Source organism: Alkalibacterium sp. AK22, assembly GCF_000585255.1.
GTDB lineage: Bacteria > Bacillota > Bacilli > Lactobacillales > Carnobacteriaceae_A > Alkalibacterium.
Genome location: NZ_JANL01000014.1, coordinates 66408 through 85884 on the forward strand (window position 1 = coordinate 66408; position 19477 = coordinate 85884).

Consider the following 19477-nt stretch of genomic DNA (forward strand, 5'->3'; position numbering starts at 1 on the left):
TATAATGTCATCGTTTATCCAGTTTTCTTGCAAGTTTTAGTCCAAGCCATTGAAAAAGTTCGACCAGCAAGATGATCAGAACAATGGCTGTATACATGATATCTGTTTCAAAACGCTGATAGCCAAAGCGGATGGCAAAATCACCGATTCCGCCGCCACCGACTACGCCCATTATGGTCGAGTAAGATACAAAACTAATTACCGCAGTAGTAAAACCGATGACCAGGCTGCTTCTTGCTTCGACATACAGAAATTTAAACACTAGCTGTCGGTTGGTGGCGCCCATTGACTGAGCTGTTTCGGTAATGCCTTTTGGTACTTCCATCAGAGACTGTTCAACGAAACGAGCATACAAGGCAATCGCAATGACCACCATCGGAAAGGACGCCGCAATCGGGTCGCCAGTCGCTCTGCCGTAAACCTGTCGGATAAAGGGTTGCATAGCAATCACTAGCAACAGAAACGGAAAGGAGCGGATAGCATTCACCAAGACGTTCAGGATGCGGTTAGCCAGACGGTTAGCCATAGGACGACCGTCAGCAGTCATGTACAACAGAGTACCAACCGGAAGTCCAAGTAAAACAGCAGCAATCATGGCAAAAAAGAGCATGATGCCTGTTTCCCACAAACTTTCCAACAACCGGGGGGTGAAATCAACGAGGCGTTCAAGATAGACAGGTAGCCATTCAGTCATCTGCCAGCACCTCCCGTGCCCGGTCCAGATAGGGCTTGATTGTCTTCTCGCTACTCGAACGGTTGATCTTGACGATTTGTCTGATTTCGCCGGCCTCCATCAGAGCGGCACGGTTGCAAAGAGACTTTACAACAGGCAGTTCATGGGTGACCACAACGATGGTCATCTTGAATTCCTGGTGAGCCTTTTTTAGTACGGCTACAACTTCTTCAGTTGTATTCTGGTCCAGCGCCGAGGTCGGCTCATCGCAAAGCAGCAGTTTCGGTCGTGTGATCAGTGCCCGGGCAATACCGACCCGCTGCTTTTGACCCCCACTGAGTTCCTGGGGGTAGCTGTGTTTTTTATCTGACAAGCCAACAAAAGCAAGGACATCATCGAGTGTTAACGGATCAGCATAATCGTGCAGGGTCAAAGGCAACTTCACGTTGTCTGCAACAGTCAGGTTGTTCAACAGATTGAACTGCTGAAAAACCATCCCAATCTGTTTCTGTTCTTGTCGCAGCTCTTTCTTTGAAAGAGTGGTCAGGTCAGTTTGATCAACTTTAACTGTGCCTGAGTCGGGACGTTCCAGCATATTGACCATGCGCAGCAGGGTAGACTTGCCTGCCCCGCTCTCACCGATCACACCGAAAGCTTCACCGGTATCGATGGACAGGTCGACGGCATTCAGTGCCAGCAGGTTTTCTTGTCTGCTGGAAAATGTTTTGGTGATATCACGGAGTTCTATCAAGGTATCATTCGACCTCCTTAGTTGACTGTCGCCACTTTGGCAACACAGATTATTATAATGAGGATACTAAAAGTAAGCAATCCATAAACAAAGGACAATGAACAAAAAATCAGGAAGGAGATAAACAAAATCCCTTTAAGACTATAGGGACGGGATTTAGGCTGTCTTCTAGCAGCAGCTGAGCAGGGAGGGAAAGATGAAAAGATGAATTTTTTATACAATATTGTATTTTAATGTTTTTAGACAGAAAAAACCGCCCGTTGGGTTAACAGCGGACGGTAAAAAAGGAGTGGCTACGCGCGCTTGGAGGAGTGCACGCAGCCGGAAATAAGTTGGTTGTTGTGGGTATGACTAAAGTATAGACTTTGGATATGAATAAAGTGTGATGTCTTTATGGTGAAAATAAGTTTTTATTCATGTGTACAGAAAGAAAAAATAAAATGTTTTTGAATCAAAAAAAGCCCGCTTTTTCCTCTAGAAAAAGCGGGCGGGGGAGATAAGACATAATGTCTTCATTATATTTGAGAGTATGTTATTCAATCAGGGGAGAAAGAATAGAATCTCAAACACTTCTTTTCAAGACTCAAGGATGTCTCGGGGGATAATCCTTCAGCCTTTTGGGGAGAAAAGAATCGTGTACTAAATTTCCACATAAGTTAGTGTACCAGATTGTATCACCGCAGTCCTTAAAATTAGTTAAACATTCAGCCGTATAAAATGAAAATTTACTCACTAAGGGCATTGACCATAGCCTGGTTAAATGCAGGCAAGTCGTCTGGTGTGCGGCTGGAGATAAGCCCGGAATCATCAATCACGACTTCTTTGTCATGGAAGTGAGCGCCGGCATTTTTAAGATCTACCGCAACTTGTTTAACGGCTGTGATATCTTTACCTTTGACGACTTCAGCATTGATCAGCAACTGAGGACCATGACAGATAGAAAAGATTGGTTTTTTGTGATCGGAAAAGGCCTTGGTGAACGCCAAAAAACGGTCATCTTTACGTAGCTGATCAGGTGAAAAACCACCCGGAATCAGTAAAGCGTCGAAGTTATCGGGAGAGACTTCGTCAATACTTTTATCTATTTTAACTGAGGCCGTTCCTTTTTTGCCGTCCACTGTTTCTCCAGCTTCAAAACCGATCGTTGTGACGGCATGCCCTGCCTTCTCCAGTTCTTCTTTGGGGGAGGTGAATTCGACGTCTTCGAACAGTTTGGTAATGACTACAGCAACTTGCTTGCTCATATTATTATTTCCTCCTTATAGTTGATCTGCTAACAGTGTATCGGTTGAAAATGGCAGTATCAAGTGAAACGATTGCTTGCTTGTAAGAGTCGATTTTTTTATAAGCTGATCTTTATTCGTTTATGTTATGATAAAAAAAATAAGCCCTTTCAAGGAGGATGATCGTCTTGATGAATATAGCACTTATTGCGCACGACAAGAAAAAGGCTGACATAGTCAAGCTGGCTCATGCGTATAAACCGATTTTATCCAAGCACCATTTGTTCGCCACTGGGACGACCGGAAAACGGATAGCCGAGGAAACTGGACTGGACGTGCACCGCTTTAAATCCGGACCACTAGGTGGCGATCAGCAAATCGGGGCCTACATATCCGACAATAAAATGGATCTGGTCATTTTTATCAGGGATCCATTAACTGCCCAAGCACACGAACCGGATATTTCAGCTTTGTTGAGATTGTGTGATGTCTACGAAATCCCGTTGGCAACCAATCAGGGTTCGGCGGAGGTTCTACTCAGAGGACTGGATGCCGGTTTTTACAGCTGGCGGGAGGTCTCCAGAGGTGAAGACAGGGATACATTACATTTTTAAGTGAGGCGATAGTATGCTGCTGATTATCGGGCTGATTCTGCTGGCCTATGGTTATGCTATATATTCAGGTGATGGAAAGAGCAGAAAGAAAACGGGTAAGGCTTATGGACGGGCCTTTCCGGAAGGTTTTGACCGGCTGCATAGATTAGCCGGTATGCTGCTGATTCTTATGGGCTTGCTGCTGGCTCTAGCCTATTTCATTATCTAAATAATTTGCCCGGATGAACGGGTTCATTTGATTAAAGAGAGGATGGAAATTATGATTATTGGAGTGCCGAAAGAAATCAAAAACAACGAGTACCGTGTGGCTTTGACCCCTTTTAATGTTAAACGCCTGCTTGACCATGGTCACAGTGTCTTGATTGAAGCAGGAGCTGGAGAAGGAAGTGGGTTTGATGATGACATGTATGCCGAGCAAGGAGCAGAACTTGCCGATTCTGCTGAACACGTATGGGCGGAAGCGGAAATGATTATGAAAGTCAAAGAACCTCAGCCTGAGGAGTACCGGTTCTTCAGGAAAGGACTCACCTTGTTTACCTACTTGCACTTGTCGGCAGAGCCTGAGCTGACTGAGGCGTTGATCGAAAATGAAGTCACAGCGATTGGCTACGAAACAGTTGTCAAAGACGGCAAACTGCCTTTATTGACACCGATGAGTGAGGTAGCCGGTAGAATGTCTGTCCAGATTGGTGCTCATTATTTAGAGAAGCATTCCGGTGGTGCAGGCGTTCTTCTAGGGGGTGTTCCGGGAGTAGAACGCGGGACAGTCACTATTCTTGGAGGCGGTGTGGCCGGAGAAAATGCTGCCCGAATGGCAATCGGGATGAGAGCTAATGTGACTATCATCGAACTGAATTCAGAGCGCATGCGCGAGCTCATTCGCCTTTTCGGGAGTAGCGTTCAGACACTGGCATCGACGCCTTCCAACATTGAAAAAGCGGTGCTCCAGTCGGATCTAGTGATAGGGGCTGTGCTTATTCCCGGCCGAAAAGCGCCCAAGTTGGTGAGCGAAGATATAATCAAACGGATGAATAAAGGTTCAGTTATTGTTGATATCGCCATCGATCAGGGAGGGAATTTTGACACAATCGACCACCCGACCACACATGATGAACCGGTTATCGAAAAGCATGGGGTTGTGCACTATGCCGTAGCCAATATTCCTGGTTCAGTACCAAAGACTGCAACACTGGCCTTAACTAATGATACGGTTCGTTATGCGCTGCAGCTGGCAGACAAGGGAGTCGAAACGGCGATTCATCAGAGCCCCGAACTGGCATCCGGCGTGAATGTCTATGCTGGTAGGATCACGAATGAGGCGGTTGCAGGAGATTTGAATTATCCATATAGTCCTCTGGGAGATCTGGTGGGCGTATAGTAGGAAAAAAGGTTTCGTGCAGAAGACTTTTCTGCGCGAAACCTTTAATATTAGCAGGCCGTTCTCTTGGCTCCCTGAAATAGTCAGCGGTCTTTCAGCCGACTACCGCCCCTAGGCGTAAAGGAATAGTATTTAAAGCACCAGAGAGCGCTCAAACCGATAAGTATATAAACGATTCGGGTTCCCCACTGTTCGGCGTCGCCTAACAGGATTTCTACAAAATCGAAGCCGAACAACCCAATAAGCAGCAAGTGAATACCGCCAATAATCAGGATTGTCAGTGCTGCACGGTCAATTATTTTCAAAAAAATTCCTCCTCTACGTTCGTATAGTCTTATGATACGAAATTTGCACATAAAAGTCGATGGTTTCTCCTTTTAGCTCAGAATAAATTTCAGGTCAATAAGGGCTGAATAAAAAAGATTTTGACCAGGCTAGGGGAGCTGACTGTGTTATACTGAAAAAGTAAGCGCCGGTCATTTCAGAAACCACTTACATTCCGGCACTGACATCTGTAGAACAACTACAAACCAGGAGGTACAGTGATGGTAAAACGTGATATCGAAATAGCTCAGGAAGCAGATATGCATCCAATCGAAGCAGTAGCTTCTAAGTTAGGGATAGAAGACGATGCTCTGGAGTTTTACGGCAAGTACAAGGCTAAAGTCAACTTTGATGCTTTACATAACAGGCAGGGCGATGAGGGTAAGCTTATTTTAGTGACAGCCATCAACCCGACCCCGGCAGGTGAAGGGAAAACCACAACATCAGTCGGCCTGGGAGATGCCTTGCAGAAACTAGGCAAGAAAGCAGCTATTGCTCTGCGGGAACCGTCACTGGGACCTGTATTTGGTATGAAAGGGGGCGCAGCTGGCGGAGGATATGCCCAGGTCATCCCAATGGAAGACATCAATCTGCATTTCACAGGGGACATCCATGCAATCGGCGCAGCTAACAACCTAGTAGCAGCTATGATCGATAATCATATTTATCAGGGCAACGAGTTGAATATCGATCCCAGACGTGTCACCTGGCGCCGCGCATTGGATATGAACGACCGTCAACTGCGGTCAATCGTCAGCGGAATCGGTGCCCGAACAAATGGAATGCCCAGAGAAGACGGTTTTGATATTACGGTAGCCTCTGAAATCATGGCTGTTTTGTGCCTGTCAGACTCTCTGCAACAGATGAAAGACAAGTTGAGACGCTGCCTTATCGGCTATACGTTTGATAATGAGCCGGTCACTTTAGGAGAAATCAGGGCAGAAGGGGCAGTATCTGCCTTGCTGAAAGATGCTCTCAAGCCGAATCTGGTCCAGACGTTAGAGCAGACTCCGGTCTTTATTCACGGAGGACCTTTTGCCAATATTGCTCATGGATGCAACAGCTTGCTGGCTACCAAGATGGCACTGGCCCATGCGGACTATGTCGTGACAGAAGCCGGATTTGGTGCAGACCTGGGGGCTGAAAAGTTCATCGACATCAAATGCCGGATGGGCGGCTTAAAGCCGGACGCGGTTGTAGTGGTCGCCACAATCCGTGCGCTTAAAATGCACGGCGGTGTCAGTAAGGCAGACCTGTCTGCAGAAAATACAGACGCGCTTAAAAGAGGACTGCCTAATTTGCTTAAACATATCGAAAATATTCAGCAGACCTTCTCATTGCCAGCAGTTGTCGCTATCAATGCCTTCCCTGGTGATACACAGGAAGAATTGAGTGTCCTCAAGCAGGCTATTGAAGAAACTGGAAGCCAAGTCGTTCAGTCAGATGTCTGGGCTGAAGGTGGGGCTGGGGGTATGGAACTGGCCAAAGAAGTCATCCGCTTGACTGAAACAGTCTCAGATTTGAGTTATGCCTATGAGCTGAGTGATTCAATAGAAGAAAAAGTAGAAAAAATTGTTCAGTCGGTTTATGGAGGGCGCGGTACGGAGTGGAGCAAAAAAGCGAGGAATATGGCTGGACGACTGGAAAAATTAGGCTACGGGAATCTGCCGATTTGCATGGCAAAGACCCAGTATTCCCTTTCTGATACAGCAACTGCCCTTGGACGGCCAACTGACTTTACGGTCAATGTCAGAGATTTGACGGTATCTGCCGGAGCGGGCTTTATTGTTGTGCTGACCGGTAATATCATGCGGATGCCAGGTCTTCCGAAACAGCCTGCAGCTGAGCAAGTGGATGTGGATGAACAGGGTAAAATCTCTGGACTATTTTAAGGAGGAAGCACGGTGAACGAACTGACAATCGAAAGCTACCTGACTGAACTGGGTAAGAAAGACGGAACACCAGGGGGTGGGAGTGCAGCGGCCTATGTTGCTTCAATGAGTGCTGCCCTTCTCCGTATGGTAGCTGATATCCAAAAAGACAAAAAAACATATGCAGATCAGGCAGAGAGTTTGGGTGAAACACTGGAAAAAGCGCAGCAGCTAGTGCACGCTTTCCAGCAGCTGGCTAAAGATGATGCGGTGGCTTTCGAGCCGGTGCTTTTAGCTTATAAGCTGCCTAAAGAAACACCTGAAGAAAAGGCAAAACGAAAAAAAGCGGTCGAAGAGGCTATCCAAGGTGCCGCTCAGCCACCTCTTCTGATGCTGGAAAAAAGTCATGAACTCATCGATCTGATTGATGAGCTGGTCAGTGTCCGAATGAAAGGAACAATCGTCAATGATTTAATGGTGTCGGTTCTGTTTGTATCAACGGTGCTGGAAACGGCAGTGCTGAACGTCACAATCAATACCCGTCTGCTGGAAGATGCGTCCGTACGTGCTGAACTGGAAGATAAGGCACAAGCATGTCTAAAGAGCGGCCGAGAGCGCGTAAGCATCCTGAAACGTGCGATTCAGCATTTTCTTGAGCAGGATAAGTGGCCAGATGAGGGTCACGATGCATCTTCAGGCGCATAAAAAGCAGGGATGAAATTAACAACGGAGGCAGTTTATGACTAGAGAACTCAAAGGAAAACCCGTAGCCAAAGCATTGCTGGAAAAGGCAGAACAAACAGTTGAAGACCTCAAAAAAATCGATTGTAACCCGACGCTTGCTATCGTCCGTGTCGGAGACGATCAGTCTTCGATTTCTTATGAGAATGCGGCAATCAAAACCATGAATAAGGCAGGAATACGTGTTGAGCCGGTCGTTTTTGAAGCCACAGCGAAAAGATCAGAAGTAATGACGGCCATTGAAGCACTGAACCAAAATTCGGAAGTGCACGGGATTTTGGTGATGCAGCCGCTGCCGGATACGCTCTCCCGCAATGATGTAGCCCGGTGCTTGAATCCGAACAAGGACATCGACGGATTGACCCCTGAAAATCTGGGGCGTGTAGTGGAGGATGACTCAACAACACTGGTTCCCAGTACACCTAGAGCTGTTATGGCTCTCCTGGAATATTACGGTATTTCAGTCGAGGGGAAGGATGTCTGCGTTATAGGCAGCAGCCCGGTCGTCGGCAAGCCGCTGTCGATTATGCTGCTGAATGAGGAAGCAACGGTTTCAAATGTCCACATCAAAACCAAAGACATTCGGCGTTATACATGTGACGCAGACATCGTGATCTCAGCAACCGGAGCAGTGGAGCTGGTCAGGGCTGAACACATCAAAGCAGGTGCAGTAGTGATTGATGTCGGTTTTGGATACAAAAACGGCAAGCCAGTCGGAGATATCAAATACGATGAAGTATTTGAAAAAGCCGGAGCCGTCACGCCGGTGCCCGGTGGAGTCGGGTCAATCACGACAGCCGTACTGGCTGAACAGGTCGCACAAGCTGCTTGGAATCAGTGCGCAGACTAAACTACGCCTAGACGTAAAAGAACAAGGATGAAGGAGGAAGGTCATGAGCAAAGAAACTTTACGCAAAAGCATGCTACTGTCACTTGAAGAAATAAGCTGGTTCAACCGCAATCGAATCGAGAATGACCTGCTGGACCACTTGTTTGAATCATCGCTCTGGGAGCAAGCGGTTAGTATCGGAGTCACTGTCTCAAGTCCAAGAGAGTGGGACACCCGGACCATTATTGAAAAAGCTTGGGAAGAGGACAAATATGTTTGTGTACCTAAATCTATTCATGACTCCAAAGCCCTGCATTTTTACAAACTAACCTCCTTTAAGCAGCTGGAAAAAGGCTATTTTGGCCTGGAAGAACCTGTGCCGGACAAAACTGTCCGCTGTCAGAAGGCAGATATGGACTTGTTGATTGTTCCTGGTCTTATTTTTAACCGTCAAGGCTTTCGGATTGGGTACGGCGGTGGGTACTTTGACCGCTTCCTCAAGGACTTTCACGGGCGTACAGTCTCGCTGCTTCACAGCAGTCAGCTTGTCAACACCTTTGAGGCGGAAGAACATGATGTGCCGGTGGATTACCTTATCACCGAAGAGGGACTGTTACAAACGGACAGCCCGTTTTGACTGAATAGCCTATTGAGTATTCAGGCATACTAACTTATAATGAAAAAGGAAAAAGAGTAAGGAAAGAACGTTAAGTGCTAGAAGGATGGGATGTTGCCTCTAGACGAAAAAACGGTAGTTTTGCGATTCTTTCCTGCATCCGCTTTAAAACTGAATAGTTTTTTAGTGAGGACTCTTTAATTTTACCGGAGCTGCCGTATCCGGTTGAATGACTTCTTTTGATCAACGTATCAAAGAAGATTAAAAATTAAAGGAGATCTTCGATTATGACTGCAACACCTCATACTGGCAGACGTCAGAACAAATTATTGCACTATGGTTTTATGGGTATGTTTGCCCCTTTTATCCTCTCTTTTCTGATTCCCTATTTGAGAGCACAGAGTGGGTTGGACGGCTTGGCTTATCTCTTTGAGCAGACAGGCGACTGGCAGATGATTCTTATGGACGTGCTTTTCCTGCTGGCTTTTACAGGCTTGCTGCTCTTTTTGACCGTACTGATTTCCAGCAGAATCGAGGAGGACAGCCTGCTGCCCAGCCTGCTGCTTGGCTTGCTGTTTACGGCTGCTCCCTTTGTTTTTTTCCTGCAGAGAGAACGGCTACAGATTGATCTGGTTCATGAAGGCAGTGGCCTCATTTACGCTATCGCTTTTCTATATTATGTCTGGCTGCTGATTTATCGGGCAGTTCGCTTGTCCAGGTGGACAATGGAGAACCGTACGCTTGGCATCGCTATTGTCGGCTTGCTTGTCGCTATGAATATATCACTCGGTATGGTGGGGATCACTACACCGATTGTACGAATCACGTTTGCTTTTCTCCCTACGGCGCTGATTGGTCTGCTTTTCGGCCCATGGGTCGGCGGCTTTGGAGCCGTACTGGCTGATATCCTCAGTTTTATTATTGGCCCGGGTATAGGCGGCTTTTTCCCGGGCTTTACATTGTCAGCTTTTCTGACAGGGCTGATTTATGGTTTGTTTTTACACAAAAGGGAAGTAAGCCTTAAGCGTATCATTACGGCTGAAGTTGTGATTGCTCTGTTTGTCAACCTGACGCTGAACACCTTATGGCTGCGTATCCTGACGCAAAATCCAATCGCAGTCCTGCTGCCGCCGAGGCTGATTCAAAATGCGGTTACTATCGTTATCCGGATTGCAACTATCCGCTTTATTGCTTCAAACAAGCAATTGAAACGTGTCTATATGAAATTTTCGACTGCTCGAACCTGATCAGTTGAATGCTGAATAAAAAGCCCCTGCAAGCAGCCAGATTTTATCCTGAGCTGTGTTGCAGGGGCTTTTTGAGCTGCAACAGAGGAGTGGGGAAATCTGACATGATGTCACGTTGCAAGCCATGAGAAAGGCCTCTAGAAACAGCCGGCGTTTAGAGGGAGAACCGTTTAAGCAAGAAAAAGCGGGCCTACTCACTGACTGATTGACGCAAAGTCTTCTGGAAGCAAGCAGCTGATTCGATAGGGCGAACATGGCGGATGGTATCAAGCGGGATGCGGTGGACGATTTGGCTGCGGTCCTTGATATAGATGGCTGCGGCATTGGCTCCTTTCACGATACCTTGTGTATCAGGAAGATAGTGGCCGTCTTTGAGAATATCCAGCTGAATCGCCACAGGTTTTTTGCGGGTATAGCTTTCAAACAACAGGGCACTGACCGTTTCTAGTGTCTGCTTGTCTCTGGGAAGAACAGTGGCAGATTGAGTTTGCTGCTGCTGATTGTTCAGTGCCTCGGCATGGTCGGACAGCATCATGCCGATCCACTTCATTTTGCCGCGGTCCTTATAGCCTAGCGTATCTGGGGACAGCTTGATGATTTCTTCTGACAAGGCAATCCTCTCCTTTCAGTGGATCTAAGAGCATCGAATGCTAGCGGTTAGTAAAACAGTGTGGATCCTTCCGCTTATTTTTGTATGCCGGAGCGGTGGCCTCCGATCAGTTTGGAACGATAAACAGCCATCCCGCCGGAAGAAAGACTGCTGGCATGCAGTAGTGACGTATAGCCGTACTTTTTTCTGATCATATCAATAGTTTTGTCCAGGTCTTCCTGACTAATCAGCTTTTCCGCCGGCTCGAACAAAGAGAGCTGCAGGGCCGACTTGGGCTCGATTTTTCCAAAAGTCACATTGACGACACGGACTGGAATTGGCTGGTAGTGACGATAAAAGAGAACAAGCAGACCTTCGATAATTTTACGGGAAGAATCAGTTTGCGCGATTGGCAGCTGGTGGCTGAAGCCTCTTTCGGCCACATCACGGGAAAACCCGATGCTTAATTTGACCAAGCCGGTGCTTAGATGGTGCCGGCGCAGACGCATGGCATTCTCTTCAGCCATTTCTCTGATCACGATTTCTACTTCGTGCTTATCTGTATAGTCTTTGTTGAGGATCTGGTTTTTGCTGAAAGAAGTGCCTTTAGGCACAAAGGATTCCGACAACCGGGTCCGGTCAATACCGTGAGCATGAAAGAAAAGCTGCTCGCCGATCACGCCAAACTTTTTTTTCAGCTTGCCCACATCAGCCTGGGCCAGATCGCGAATCGAATGGATGCCCAGTCGATTGAGATGCTGTTCGGTCCTTGATCCAATTCCCCAAAAGTCTCTGAGCGGTGCAATATTCCAGACCGTTTCTTGGACATCCTCGTAATGCCAGTTTGCAATGAAGTTATGAGCTTGGTCATGTTTGGCGGCGTGGTCCAGTGCCAGTTTGGCAAGCAGAGGATTGTCTCCTATGCCGACGGTTACAACCAGATGCAGCTCTTCCCAAACAAAAGCTTGTATCTGCCTGGCGATGTCTGCTGTACTGCCGAACAGTCGGTGGGATTGGGTCACATCGAGAAAGGATTCATCTATACTATAGACATGCAAATCTTCATCAGAAACGAAGCGCTTGAATATGCTGATGATCTCCAGGTTTTTTTCTAAGTATAAAGCCATACGTGGTCTTACTATGTCTATGCGTGCATGCTTGGGTATTTCAAACAATCGGGTGCCGGTCTTGATGCCATACAGTTTTTTGACCATGGGCGAAGAAGCCAGAACCAGGCCGCCGTTGCTGTCAGGTTTGCTGACGACAGCTATCCGGGCTTTGAGAGGGTGCTCTTTGCGTTCTACGGCCTCTACAGATGCAAAAAATGACTTTACATCAATACACAGAATATCCCTGCGGGGTTCTTTAGAGTAATCCATGACTTGAAGCATGTAAATCCCTCCTTGTGCAATGGGAATATATGTTTGTTTTAATTATAAGAACATACATTCGGCTAGTCAAGGGGAACGGCCCTTATTTTTTGAGGCAGCTGCCTCGGTGGGCAAACAAAAACAGCGGCTTAATCCTCTAAAGGAAAAGACGCTGTTTTCTTGGCTGTTTTTCAAGCAGGTTACTTGCCTTCGACGTAAGGGACTGCTTTGATGGTGTGCTCGATATTTCCTTTGGTTGCTTTGGAATAAGGACAGAAAGCATGAGCTTTATCAGCCAGTTTCTGGGCTTCTTCTTCGTTCATGTCTTCAATCCCGACTTCGACAGCGACACTCAGTTTGAATCCGTCATCTTCAGGGTCCTTGAGCAGGTTGACTGTCAAAGTCACTTGTGAGCGGTTCTCGATTTTTTCTTCTTTTTTGTAGTGCTCAAGGGCAGCATGAAAGCAGGCGCTGTAACCTAAGGCAAAGAGCTGCTCCGGATCCGTTCCGTCTCCGGAACCTCCCATTTTCTTGGGTGTAGCGATTTTGACTTCGTATGACCGGTCAGGTGAATGACTTTCTCCTTCGCGGGCACCGGTATTGATTGCGGACGTCGTATAAACAACTTTGTCTGGCATCCTTTATTCGCTCCTTTTCTTTAGTCTACAGCCAGTATAGCACTAAAAAAAAGAAAGGCTAAAGATAAGCCTTTCTTTTTGCACCCCTTTATATAAAGGGTATTAACTGGAGTGGATACCCGTCAGTACATATTTTTCAATCGCGCGAGCCACACCGTTTTCAGCATTGGATGACGTGACATCGAATGCTGCAGCTTTGACAGCATCAGTTGCATTAGCCATGGCGATACCGTAACCGGCCCACTCAATCATGTCCAGATCGTTTCCACCGTCTCCAAGAGTCATGACGTTTTCTTGTCTGATAGAAAGCAGTTCGGACAATTCCTTGACTGCATTTCCTTTGCTGGCTTTTTTATTGAGGATTTCTAGGAAGAAAGGCTCACTGCGCAAAATAGTATAGTCGTCATAAAGAGATTTCGGTAGACGGGACACAGCTGTCTCAAGGACCTCGGGCTTGTCAATCATCATCGTCTTGTTGTAAATGGCTGTCGGGTCCATTTCTTCCTTGCTACGGTAAAACAGCGGCAGACCAATCAGGTAAGCTTCGCGAACAGAATATTCACTGATATCCTTATTGGGAGTGAATATCCCGTCATTATTGATAGCGTGGAAGTGTGAGCCAGCTTGTGCCGCAGCATCATTGAGTTTCAGGTAATCCTGGTGGTCCATCATGTGGCGGATCACGACCTCGCCAGTTTTGACATTCTGTACCAGGCCGCCGTTATAGGTGATGATGTAATCGTCAGCTCCGCTGATGTCCAGTTCGTCCAGGAAGCCGATCGCGCCTGGCAGAGGACGGCCCGTACAGATTACGACTTTTACACCGGCTGCCTTGGCTGCCTTGACTGCCTGCTTGACTTCGTCGGTAACAGCATGATTGGGATCCAGTAGGGTACCGTCCAGATCAATAGCGATTAATTCAATAGTCATGTGTCTCCTCATTCTCCTTATCTTGTGTGTTGACAACAGCGCCGTTCACGATATGACGCTGGAAAGCGTCATATTCTTCTTGGAACACGCTGATATTGGTGGGATGGGCTTCTAAAAATTCTTTAGGTACGTACAGCCGATGATCTCCATGCAGATGACCGCTCAGCGTACGCACAATTGAGCTGACTTCGCTCAACTCCACCAGTGTACCATCAGATTGCATTAGATGTATAGGCGTTTTGTTCTTTAGTTTGTAATCATAAGGTAAATCCGAACTGCTGTTTGTCTGAGTGAATAAATCCGGATCGTAGGTCAGTTTACCGACAATCACCCGCAGTTCTTCTACAATCTGCTCGTCGCGGCCTTTTTCGTAAATAACTGATTTCAAAGGCTTTCGGTTCAAAAACATTTTAGACAGTTCGCTCAGATAGGCATCATCACTGTCGGTCCACAAGGTGATGGCAGTCTGAAGGACACCATCGTCAAGCTTCAAGTAATCTGACAAACTCGGCTTTTCCTGGAAAAAAGGGTCCAGGAGTTCAAAGGTTGGGTGCAGTTTGTCTGCTCTGCAGAGTTGTTTAGCCCGGTACAGCAGGCGGTCAAGGGTCACTTCCATTCCCCGGGAAGCCGGATGGAAGTAGACTTGCATGTACATCTGGAAACGACTGACGATGTAATCTTCCACAGCATGCATGCCCTGATACTGAAAAGCGATTCCCTGGGGATACGGTCGAATAACCCGCAAGATGCGAGACAGGTCAAAGGCGCCATAAGTAGCTCCAGTAAAAAAGGCATCCCGCTGCAAGTAGTCCATCCGGTCAGCATCAATTTGGCTTGAAATGAGCTGCACGACCTGCGGATTGGGGTGTTCTTTAGTAATGACACTGGCCACTTGGTTAGGGAAATCATGAGAGACCCGCTTAAGCACGGCATTGACTTCCGTTTGATCCGATAAGATGATGTCCGTAGTTAGCGCTTCGTGGTCGGTATTGAATATCTTTTCAAAGGTATGGGAAAACGGACCGTGGCCGACATCATGCAGTAGAGCCGCACATAAAGTCACCAGGCGCATACTGCAGTCCCAGCTGTCGGAATAGTTCCGTTCAAACATGTCCACAATCCGTCGGGTTACTTCATATACACCGAGCGAATGAGAAAAACGGGAATGCTCAGCTCCGTGGAATGTAAACTGGGCCGTGCCCAGTTGTTTAATCCGTCTCAGACGCTGAAATTCTTTCGTGTCAATCAGGTCGAGAATAAGTTTATGGCGAACATGAACATAGTCATGCACAGGATCTTTAAATACTTTTTCTATTGGCAAACGGTCTGCTTGTTCAAATGATTGGATGCACATAATGATTCCTTTCTCCTAGCCGGCTGAAGGCTGTCAATTCAAGTTTCGGCTTCCATAGGCCGAGGGACTTGTCAGCTCAGGGCGTATTTAAGGCAGCAGCCTCTGATTTCGTTTAGTCATTTTTTCCATACCTTCCTTGTAGTCTCTAGAGATGGAGGAACTGACCGAACCGCTGGTTACAGCAATGCCTTGTTGGCGAAATACAGCGAGCAGCCGTTTTTTGACATCTGAAATAGTCAAAGGGATCTTGAAGGCGTCCTCTAAAGTCGTCATGCATTCTGGATCTATGGAAGGAAAAGACCAGCGACTGCCTGCATTTTTCAGCCCGGCAGCATAAAAGTCGCGAACCAGTTCAGCCCGGCTACGCTGGTTGCCGTTCACGCTCAAATAAATCATCACAGCAATACCGCCTTTAATTCGACGCTGTGAGATGCCGGCAATCTTTCTGCCGGCGATGCTCAGGTCAAAATCTCCTGGGCAATAAGAATTCTCGACTTCATAAGCAAGAATGGGCGGGGTGTAGTCCAAAAAAGCTGCTTGAACAATAGCGTGCATGCGAGTGTAAGCGTCATCGATGGGCAATCGGTCCTCTTCTTCCGGAAAAAAGACTGAAAAATTCAGTACTCCCTCATCACCAACGACAGCCAGTCCACCGGAATTTCTTACCATATAAGCGTAGCCTTGCTGCTCAAGAAAAGGGAGGGCCTCCTTAAAGTAGGGAAGCTTAGTATCCATCATCCCGAGAACAACTAGCGGTGGAGTCTGCCAGAAGTGAAGGATAGGCTGCTGTTTTCTTCCTGCTTCTTTAATCAGTGCGTCGGTCAGAGCAAAAGGAGCAAAAGGGTGCATAGTGTAACTGTCGGGCAGGTCATCAAAAAGTAAGAAGGGCTGAGAGTAATTATTGATGAATGGAAGAGATGCAGTCATTGGTGTCCGTCCTTTGTCTGTATGATTCGTTATATTTGCAGTCCTTATCAGTATATCAAAAAAATGAGGCTTCCGGGGCCGGGAAGTCGAATATTGCAAGAGACGACCGTGTGAATTTATGATAAACTGTAAAAGGAAGTAAATGAAGAGCGAGCAAGGGAAGGAGAATCAACTGTGCCTTCAAAAGAACTCAAAAATGGTCTGCCGGCGGAAGTCAAACTGGAAACATCTTATTTGCAAAACGGCGAAACATTTCGGCATTCGTTCGAAGAAAACGGGCGGGTAGTGTATATGAACAACAGCTACTATATCCGCTTTGAAGAAACGCATCAGGAAGTAAGCGTGCCGGTTACCATAAAAATCAACCCTGACGGGGTAGTCAATGTTACCCGAAAAGGAGATCAGACCATGCGATTGACTTTCAACAGCGAAGGAACGACGCAAACAAACTATCAGTCTCCTGCGGGTATCATCCAGTTAAAAGTCGTCACAGAGGACCTGAAAGTCAGCTATTATGACCGACCATTTTCTGGAAGAGTGTATGTAGACTATACGTTGCATGCCAATCAGCAGAAGCTAGGTGACTACCAAATACGATTGCGTTTTACGACGTAATCATGTAGGATAAATTAGTTGTGAAAAAACTGAAGCGAAACCGATGAGAGAAAGGGCGTAAAAGTCGTGGAATTAAATCAATTTAAAGGGCAAGATAAGAATGAACTGGCAATGGTGGAGGTAGCGCATGCCATCCTTGAAACAACAGGAGAAGTCATGGAATTCAATGATCTGCTCTCAGAAGTAGCTGATTACCTCAAACTGGATGACGCATCTCTGGAACAGGAAATGGTTCAATTCTATACGGATCTGAACGTTGAAGGACGGTTTATCTCTCTTGGAGACAACCGCTGGGGACTGCGGTCATGGTACCCAATCGATTCTATCGATGAAGAGATCACCCATGACAATGACGAAGAAGATGAGAAACCACGCCGACGCAAACGCAAACTGATGGGCGAAGACTTCGAAGAAGAAATCGATGAAGAACTTGACGAAGATGAAGACGAGGCTGATGACGATACAGCAGTCGAGTACGGTGAGCGTGTTGAAGTTGACGAACATGGCGTTATGGTCGACGATGTGGATGAGGAAGATCTTGGAGAGTACAAAGCGGATCTGGATGATCTTGGTGACGAGGAAGAAGACAGTGAAGAGCTCAAGGGTCTGAACATTGTAGATGATGAAGAAGTACTTGATGAGGAAGAAGAGTAAGATTCATGCAAGTCAATTCTGACAGGCGAGTGAACTAGTTCTGACCTTTAAAGCAGAAAAGAGCGGATCTCTTGGAAGATCCGCTCTTTTTTATTACCTGAAGGGCGGCTCGTCCGTGTAAGTAGCTGGACAGAACTGTTAAATGGGTGCGCATGGATGAGACTGAAACGGCAGCGGGGAATAAAAATAGAAAAATCAGCCAATTCATCCTTGACTTAAAGACTCGGGGTGTTTAAACTATTTATTGGGCACCCTAGGGACTTTTAACATTCCAAAGGGTCAACAGGACGAAATGTAAGACAATTCACCGCTCCCTATTCCATTATATAATGGAATAGGGAGTTTTCTGTTTTTGGAAACATTTTGCCTTCCCGTATAAAAAAAGTGGAGGGAACAGACATGACAAAATATATATTCGTAACAGGCGGAGTGGTTTCGTCGATTGGAAAAGGAATCGCGGCAGCTTCTCTGGGCCGACTCCTGAAGAACAGAGGCCTGAAAGTGACGATTCAGAAATTCGATCCTTACATCAACGTCGATCCCGGCACAATGAGTCCGTATCAGCACGGAGAAGTGTTTGTAACGGATGACGGGGCGGAAACAGACTTGGATCTGGGACATTACGAAAGATTTATTGATATCAATCTCAATCAGTATTCAAATGTGACGACCGGGAAAGTCTATTCGGAAGTCATCAATAAAGAACGCCGAGGCGACTACCTGGGTGGGACAGTTCAGGTCATTCCGCATATCACGGACGAAATCAAGAAAAAAATCATGCGTGCAGCTCAGACGACCGATTCAGACATTATTATCACCGAAGTCGGTGGAACAGTTGGAGACATTGAATCATTGCCGTTTCTGGAAGCCTTGCGCCAGATGAAACGCGACGTGGGGGCAGACAATGTCATGTACCTGCATACGACACTGATTCCATATCTCAGAGCCGCCGGTGAAATGAAAACGAAGCCGACTCAGCACAGTGTCAAGGAGCTGCGGAGTCTGGGGATCCAGCCGAACGTCCTGATCGTTCGTTCTGAGTATCCGGTAGAACAGCACACTAAAGACAAGCTGGCTTCCTTTACAGATGTGGACCCTAAAGCGGTCATCGAATCACTTGATGTAGAGACACTCTACACAATCCCGCTGAATCTGCAGAAGCAGGGACTGGACCAGATTGTGGTGGATCACTTGAAATTGGATGTGCCTGAAGCCGACATGACAGACTGGCAGGCACTGGAAGAAAAAGTACTGAATCTAAAAACATCGACGCGTATCGCTATTGTCGGGAAATATGTTGAGCTGCCGGATGCCTATCTGTCCGTAGTGGAGGCACTGAAACATGCGGGTTATTCAGCCGACTCGGATATTGATATCAAATGGGTCAATGCTGAAAAACTGTCACCGGAAGAAGTCGTGAAAGAACTGGATGATGTTGACGGAATTCTTGTGCCAGGGGGCTTCGGTGAACGTGGTTTGGAAGGCAAGATGCTGGCTATCAAGTATGCCCGTGAAAATAAAGTGCCTTTCTTCGGGATCTGCTTGGGCATGCAGCTGGCAGCAGTGGAGTTTGCCCGTAACGTAGCCGGCTTAGAAGGAGCAGGCTCCGCGGAAGTCAATCCGGATGTAGCGCATAACATCATCGATCTGATGCTGGACCAGAAAAATATTACAGATATGGGCGGAACGCTGCGTCTAGGGCTGTACCCTTGCCAGCTGAAAGCAGGAACCGTTACTGCTGAAGCTTACAGCAACCAGAGCGTGGTACAGGAACGCCATCGTCACCGCTATGAGTTCAATAATCACTACCGGCAGCAACTTGAAGATAGTGGTCTGGTTTTCTCAGGGGTTTCTCCAGACAATAAACTGGTGGAAATCATAGAAGTGGCTGACCATCCTTTCTTTGTCGGCTGTCAGTTCCATCCGGAATTTATTTCCAGACCGGACCGTCCACAACCGCTGTTCAAGTCTTTTATTGAGAAATCATTAGAAAATAAGAATAGATAGGTGAAAAAAGTCACAAACAATGAAAAAAGTTGAAAATGAGCAGATAAGATCATCGATATGACTAGTTTTATTGTGAAGTTTTGTATATAATAGTAAGCGAGACCGAGTGCGCATATCGGTATAAAT

Annotated in this window: 21 protein-coding genes and 1 riboswitch; of the genes, 11 read left to right on the plus strand and 10 right to left on the minus strand. The window is 46.8% G+C overall.

The features are described from left to right. Nucleotides 1-7: 7 nt before the first annotated feature. The 3 genes from ADIAL_RS02570 to ADIAL_RS02580 all read right to left on the minus strand — a co-directional run bounded on the left by ADIAL_RS02570 (nucleotide 8) and on the right by ADIAL_RS02580 (nucleotide 2668). Nucleotides 8-694, minus strand: a complete 687-nt coding sequence (locus ADIAL_RS02570; protein WP_034299693.1) for a methionine ABC transporter permease — start codon at nucleotides 692-694, stop codon at nucleotides 8-10. After that, entirely contained in the window at nucleotides 687-1424 is a 738-nt protein-coding gene (locus ADIAL_RS02575; protein WP_034299694.1) for a methionine ABC transporter ATP-binding protein, read from the minus strand. The genes ADIAL_RS02570 and ADIAL_RS02575 overlap by 8 nt, the downstream gene beginning before the upstream one ends. 725 nt (nucleotides 1425-2149) lie before the next feature. Then, entirely contained in the window at nucleotides 2150-2668 is a 519-nt protein-coding gene (locus tag ADIAL_RS02580; RefSeq protein WP_034299695.1) for a type 1 glutamine amidotransferase domain-containing protein, read from the minus strand. A gap of 170 nt (nucleotides 2669-2838) precedes the next feature. On the opposite strand from ADIAL_RS02580, the gene mgsA reads away from it, so the two are divergent. Genes mgsA through ald form a run of 3 tightly spaced genes read left to right on the plus strand, consistent with a single transcriptional unit; the run spans nucleotide 2839 to nucleotide 4639 of the window. Continuing rightward, a complete protein-coding gene (mgsA, locus tag ADIAL_RS02585; protein ID WP_034299696.1) occupies nucleotides 2839-3261 on the plus strand; it encodes a methylglyoxal synthase in 423 nt (140 codons plus the stop codon). 13 nt (nucleotides 3262-3274) lie between these two features. Further along, nucleotides 3275-3469 carry a hypothetical protein gene (locus ADIAL_RS02590; protein ID WP_034299698.1) on the plus strand — a complete coding sequence of 65 codons (195 nt, stop codon included), beginning with the start codon at nucleotides 3275-3277 and terminating at the stop codon, nucleotides 3467-3469. 51 nt (nucleotides 3470-3520) lie between these two features. Next, nucleotides 3521-4639 (plus strand): alanine dehydrogenase, encoded by a 1119-nt coding sequence (gene ald, locus ADIAL_RS02595; protein ID WP_034299700.1) that lies wholly within the window; start codon nucleotides 3521-3523, stop codon nucleotides 4637-4639. Nucleotides 4640-4722: 83 nt separating this feature from the next. On the opposite strand, the gene ADIAL_RS02600 is transcribed toward ald, so the two are convergent. Then, a complete protein-coding gene (locus ADIAL_RS02600) occupies nucleotides 4723-4944 on the minus strand; it encodes a DUF378 domain-containing protein (RefSeq protein WP_034299702.1) in 222 nt (73 codons plus the stop codon). A 240-nt stretch (nucleotides 4945-5184) separates the two neighbouring features. Between ADIAL_RS02600 and ADIAL_RS02605 the strand changes: the two genes are divergently transcribed. From ADIAL_RS02605 to ADIAL_RS11015, 5 genes are all read left to right on the plus strand, one after another. Then, nucleotides 5185-6855, plus strand: coding sequence for a formate--tetrahydrofolate ligase (locus tag ADIAL_RS02605; RefSeq protein WP_034299704.1), 1671 nt, complete (start codon nucleotides 5185-5187; stop codon nucleotides 6853-6855). Between the two features lie 12 nt (nucleotides 6856-6867). Then, the gene (locus ADIAL_RS02610; RefSeq protein ID WP_034299706.1) at nucleotides 6868-7539 is read left to right on the plus strand and encodes a cyclodeaminase/cyclohydrolase family protein; all 672 of its coding nucleotides are present in this window, start codon (nucleotides 6868-6870) and stop codon (nucleotides 7537-7539) included. Between the two features lie 34 nt (nucleotides 7540-7573). Further along, nucleotides 7574-8425 (plus strand): bifunctional 5,10-methylenetetrahydrofolate dehydrogenase/5,10-methenyltetrahydrofolate cyclohydrolase, encoded by an 852-nt coding sequence (locus ADIAL_RS02615; protein ID WP_034299708.1) that lies wholly within the window; start codon nucleotides 7574-7576, stop codon nucleotides 8423-8425. Between the two features lie 43 nt (nucleotides 8426-8468). Next, the gene (locus ADIAL_RS02620) at nucleotides 8469-9041 is read left to right on the plus strand and encodes a 5-formyltetrahydrofolate cyclo-ligase (RefSeq protein ID WP_034299710.1); all 573 of its coding nucleotides are present in this window, start codon (nucleotides 8469-8471) and stop codon (nucleotides 9039-9041) included. 50 nt (nucleotides 9042-9091) lie between these two features. Next, nucleotides 9092-9188, plus strand: a riboswitch (THF riboswitch). A gap of 119 nt (nucleotides 9189-9307) precedes the next feature. Beyond that, a complete protein-coding gene (locus ADIAL_RS11015; RefSeq protein WP_051503668.1) occupies nucleotides 9308-10267 on the plus strand; it encodes a folate family ECF transporter S component in 960 nt (319 codons plus the stop codon). Between the two features lie 190 nt (nucleotides 10268-10457). On the opposite strand, the gene ADIAL_RS02630 is transcribed toward ADIAL_RS11015, so the two are convergent. The 6 genes from ADIAL_RS02630 to ADIAL_RS02655 form a co-directional block, all read right to left on the minus strand. Then, the gene (locus ADIAL_RS02630) at nucleotides 10458-10877 is read right to left on the minus strand and encodes a YolD-like family protein (protein WP_051503669.1); all 420 of its coding nucleotides are present in this window, start codon (nucleotides 10875-10877) and stop codon (nucleotides 10458-10460) included. 74 nt (nucleotides 10878-10951) lie between these two features. Continuing rightward, a complete protein-coding gene (locus tag ADIAL_RS02635) occupies nucleotides 10952-12247 on the minus strand; it encodes a Y-family DNA polymerase (protein ID WP_034299712.1) in 1296 nt (431 codons plus the stop codon). A 179-nt stretch (nucleotides 12248-12426) separates the two neighbouring features. Beyond that, nucleotides 12427-12864: an organic hydroperoxide resistance protein gene (locus tag ADIAL_RS02640; protein ID WP_034299714.1), complete on the minus strand. Its 438-nt coding sequence runs from the start codon at nucleotides 12862-12864 to the stop codon at nucleotides 12427-12429. 102 nt (nucleotides 12865-12966) lie between these two features. Then, nucleotides 12967-13794 (minus strand): sugar-phosphatase, encoded by an 828-nt coding sequence (yidA, locus tag ADIAL_RS02645; RefSeq protein WP_034299716.1) that lies wholly within the window; start codon nucleotides 13792-13794, stop codon nucleotides 12967-12969. Next, entirely contained in the window at nucleotides 13784-15148 is a 1365-nt protein-coding gene (locus ADIAL_RS02650; protein ID WP_034299718.1) for an HD domain-containing protein, read from the minus strand. The genes yidA and ADIAL_RS02650 overlap by 11 nt, the downstream gene beginning before the upstream one ends. A gap of 87 nt (nucleotides 15149-15235) precedes the next feature. Then, the gene (locus tag ADIAL_RS02655; RefSeq protein ID WP_051503670.1) at nucleotides 15236-16075 is read right to left on the minus strand and encodes a lipoate--protein ligase family protein; all 840 of its coding nucleotides are present in this window, start codon (nucleotides 16073-16075) and stop codon (nucleotides 15236-15238) included. 174 nt (nucleotides 16076-16249) lie between these two features. Between ADIAL_RS02655 and ADIAL_RS02660 the strand changes: the two genes are divergently transcribed. The 3 genes from ADIAL_RS02660 to ADIAL_RS02670 all read left to right on the plus strand — a co-directional run bounded on the left by ADIAL_RS02660 (nucleotide 16250) and on the right by ADIAL_RS02670 (nucleotide 19351). Next, a complete protein-coding gene (locus ADIAL_RS02660) occupies nucleotides 16250-16690 on the plus strand; it encodes a DUF1934 domain-containing protein (RefSeq protein ID WP_034299720.1) in 441 nt (146 codons plus the stop codon). 66 nt (nucleotides 16691-16756) lie between these two features. Further along, a complete protein-coding gene (rpoE, locus tag ADIAL_RS02665) occupies nucleotides 16757-17344 on the plus strand; it encodes a DNA-directed RNA polymerase subunit delta (protein WP_034299722.1) in 588 nt (195 codons plus the stop codon). Nucleotides 17345-17743: 399 nt separating this feature from the next. Further along, entirely contained in the window at nucleotides 17744-19351 is a 1608-nt protein-coding gene (locus tag ADIAL_RS02670) for a CTP synthase (RefSeq protein WP_034299724.1), read from the plus strand. The last annotated feature ends 126 nt before the right edge of the window (nucleotides 19352-19477 follow it).